Here is a 3233-nt window from a genome sequence, read left to right on the forward strand (position 1 = left end):
AACCAATCTCACTGCGATTGGTGTCGATCGGGCGTTGCGGCTGAAGCGTGCACCGTTGCCTTTGTCGATCATGCTAGAGGCCGATCCCCTGCGAATGGAATGCTCTGCAGATTCAAGAGAGCGTCCAACCGACGAGAGCGATTCTCGGGCGGGCGACTAGATCTTTGCAGCAAATCTCGAAATCGCCTGCGCGCGTGTTGCCACACCAAGTTTCCTGAGGATTTCACTCATGTGGTATTTCACCGCGCGTTCTGAGCAGTTCAAGATCACCGAAATGTCGCCGTTGGATTTGCCGGAAGCAGCCGATTTCAGGACTTCGGACTGCATTTCGGAAAGTTCGCTCAATTGCTGGCGCTCATCGATCGATACATCCGGACAAAGACCCAAGGCTACCGCCTTCATCACCGCCGAGTTTGCGATCACCGTGTCCTGCTCGTCAACGAAGCGGGCCATGCCCTTAAGTTGATAGGTGGCAGGGTTCATGCGATCGACGAGCAGATCGATGGCATCGTTCAATCGGCACAAGAACAGGCGATCGGACTTCGGGATATCAACAATGCTGTGACCAACCTCGATAGCATCACTCAGAAGAATGTCGCCATGATGGAACAGACCCGCGCGACTACGGCAAGGCTCGCAGAGGCGAGCATTAGGCTTTCCGACCTTGTTGAAGGCTTCACATTGCCCGGAGGCCGGTCGTTGACCGACATTGCGACGGGGCGCAATGATGAATTCCGAAGGTCTGCAGCCTGACCAATAATTACAAACCCGCAGCCTTCGTGAGATTGACGCGGAAGCGATCACGCCGGCGCTGATAGCGTCGCGTCATCTCAGCAGAGGCATGACCTAGTTGCTTCTGCACATAGCGCTCATCGACTTCGGCCGAAGACGCCAGTCCGGCGCGCAGCGAATGCCCTGAGAACTTAAAAGCCCGTTCGATCTCTGCCAGATCACCTCGGATGCCTGCATCCATAGCGGTGCGCTTGACGAGCCGCGCCACTTCCTTGTCGTTGAGCCGGTCCGGCCCGACGGTCTTCCCTTGCCCTGTAACACGCCGGAAGAGGGGACCATGGGCGAGCCTGGCGAACCGGATCCAGGTCTCAACCGCGGCAACGGGGCAGGTGGCTTCGGAGGACCCGCGCCCGATTTCGACCTCCCGCCATCCAGTCTTGCCGCGAAGCGTCACCAGCAAGCCTTTCTCAAGGATTTCGATCCATCCGCGGCCGTCCTCCGTCTGGTCGGCCTTCAGATCCAGCCCGACGATTTCCGAGCGCCGCAGGCCGCCCGCGTAGCCGATCAGCAGCATGGCCCGATCCCGCAGACCGCGCAGGGTCCCCCGGTCGAGCGTCTCCAACATGGCAACGATATCCTCAGCCAGGACCGCCTCTTTCTGCAGGGGCGGGCGAGCATGGCTGTTGCGAATGCCGGCCATGACTGTGGCAATGTGCCGGTCCTTGCGATTGAGCATCAAACCGCGCTGCGAATAATTCCACGACAGCGAGGAGAGGCGACGCTCGATCGTCGAGACCGAACTCGCCTTGGCGCCGCGTTCGGCGGTCCCCGACGCGCAGGCGGTAATGTATAGGCCGACGGTCTGAGGATGTGGGGGGAGGGGAGAGAGGCCCGAGCGCCGGCACCAGGCGGAGAAGTGTTTCCAGTCGGCGGCATAGGCGCGGCGGGTGTTGGCGGAACTGGCGGCTTCGACATAACCCCGCGCGCGATCGGTGAGATCCTGAAGATGGCCCAGCAGGCCGGACGCCGGTTGCGGGGGAGGAGAGGGCGCCGTCTCTGAGAAATGTTCGCCAAGTATGATCTCGCCGCCGCTATTCATGCCGCCTCGATATCCGTCTGTTTAAAATCGTTGCCCTTGAACAGGAGCGGTTCGCCAGTCAGACTGGCAAGCGCATAGGAGAAGCAGTCGCCGTAGTTCAGGGAGGCAGGATGGCGGCCCTTGCCGTAACGGCGCCAGGCCCGGCGCGCCTGATCGGCATGCTCGGCGGTCACCGCGACAACGTCCACCTTCGCCTTGTGCAGCCACAGATCAAGCTCTGCGCCACCAGCCTCACCGAAACGGCTTTCTACCACCATAGCGGCTTCGACAAGCGTCGCCGCCGAAACGAGCCGAATGGGATCGTCGGCGACGCATTCGCGATAATGTTGGGCGTCCGGTTCATTGAAAAAGATCGCGACAATCGCTGAGGTATCGATGACCATCAGTTCGGAATACCATTTTCGTCGTAGCCGATGATCTCTTCATCGCTGCGATCATCGAGGACCGGCAGCACGCTCAGGCGCCGCTGCATTGCCTCCATGTCCTCAAGGAGAGCAGACTTCTTGGCTTGCGAGCCCATCCGCTTCAGCCGATCCTCGAGGGCGCGCCGCGTCGCAATGGTGATAGTTTCGCCGGTGCGCGCGGCAAGCGCGCGGGCGAGCTTCTCTGTTTCGGGATCTTTGATGCTCAGCGCCATTGAAGGTTTCCAGGTTCCTTAGTATACATATTCTACCTAAGGCCTGCGCGGCGACCGGGGAGTTTAACCATACCGCCGCCGCACTCTCTCGCGTCGCTCAGCCGGAAAAGCGGGGATTGGTGCGGCTGAAGGCCGCGAAACGGCCGTTTCTTATATAGAGCACAGAACGTCCGATAATGCAAGATTATCGGACATAATTATATGCGGACAGGCTGTGCGGTTGATTGTGAAATAGGTGGTAGAAACTGCGCGCCTCGGCTATGCTTGACGGCATGGATTCGCGCCTTCCCCCACCTTTCGCCGCCCCGGTTCTCCCAGCGACCGTGTCTCCCCTACCGGCTTGGGCGAACGGGCGCGCGCGCGATTCAAGCGAAGGGGACGCCGCCTTTGCCGCTGGCATTGCTCTGAAATCGCTCGACGATTTGGTTCGCGCCGACCTGCCGTGGGCGGGCTGCTGGCGCCAGCGCCTGGCGCTTAGGGCCTCGCATTCGGCCGTGCAGCTGATTGGCCGCAACGAAGGCGAGGCGGGCTTGCGCGATGTGGTGCTGCTCACCGCGCCTGGCAACGATCCCGGGCCGGCCGGAGCTATGTATTTGGCATTCCAGAAACTGGCGGCAAAGAAGCGGCCGATCAGCAGCAAAGTTCTGGAGGAGGTAGCGGCGCTGATGGGGATGCGTCGCGAGGGCCTGAGCGAAATTGCCGATTTATTTGACGGCGCGCTTCAGTCCGGTCGTGCTGTGCCCTTCGTCGTCGCCGACCTTGTCA

5 protein-coding genes are annotated in these 3233 nt (G+C 60.7%); 1 reads left to right on the forward strand and 4 read right to left on the reverse strand.

Annotation, left to right across the window (positions count from 1 at the left end):
• Nucleotides 1–156 precede the first annotated feature (156 nt).
• From RNA01_RS22920 to RNA01_RS22935, 4 genes are read right to left on the reverse strand one after another with little or no spacing between them, the layout of a single operon-like run.
• On the reverse strand, nt 157–804 hold the full coding sequence (locus RNA01_RS22920; RefSeq protein WP_147182402.1) for a helix-turn-helix transcriptional regulator: 648 nt from the start codon (nt 802–804) through the stop codon (nt 157–159).
• Nucleotides 761–1831 carry a tyrosine-type recombinase/integrase gene (locus RNA01_RS22925; protein ID WP_055971749.1) on the reverse strand — a complete coding sequence of 357 codons (1071 nt, stop codon included), beginning with the start codon at nt 1829–1831 and terminating at the stop codon, nt 761–763. The genes RNA01_RS22920 and RNA01_RS22925 overlap by 44 nt, the downstream gene beginning before the upstream one ends.
• Nucleotides 1828–2214: a type II toxin-antitoxin system VapC family toxin gene (locus tag RNA01_RS22930; RefSeq protein WP_055971746.1), complete on the reverse strand. Its 387-nt coding sequence runs from the start codon at nt 2212–2214 to the stop codon at nt 1828–1830. The genes RNA01_RS22925 and RNA01_RS22930 overlap by 4 nt, the downstream gene beginning before the upstream one ends.
• Entirely contained in the window at nt 2214–2468 is a 255-nt protein-coding gene (locus RNA01_RS22935) for a type II toxin-antitoxin system VapB family antitoxin (protein WP_055971743.1), read from the reverse strand. Before RNA01_RS22935 ends, RNA01_RS22930 begins: the two co-directional genes overlap by 1 nt.
• Nucleotides 2469–2740: 272 nt before the next feature.
• Between RNA01_RS22935 and RNA01_RS22940 the strand changes: the two genes are divergently transcribed.
• The coding region (locus tag RNA01_RS22940; RefSeq protein WP_147182403.1) for a DUF1403 family protein at nt 2741–3233 on the forward strand (493 nt) is incomplete at its 3' end.

This window comes from Paenirhizobium naphthalenivorans (genome assembly GCF_007992095.1).
Classification (GTDB): Bacteria; Pseudomonadota; Alphaproteobacteria; order Rhizobiales; family Rhizobiaceae; genus Allorhizobium; species Allorhizobium naphthalenivorans.

Coding starts and splice junctions, on each gene's coding strand:
- RNA01_RS22925 (WP_055971749.1), bottom strand. CDS start 1,831: ATGAATAGCGGCGGCGAGATCATACTTGGCGAACATTTCTCAGAGACG.
- RNA01_RS22930 (WP_055971746.1), bottom strand. CDS start 2,214: ATGGTCATCGATACCTCAGCGATTGTCGCGATCTTTTTCAATGAACCG.
- RNA01_RS22935 (WP_055971743.1), bottom strand. CDS start 2,468: ATGGCGCTGAGCATCAAAGATCCCGAAACAGAGAAGCTCGCCCGCGCG.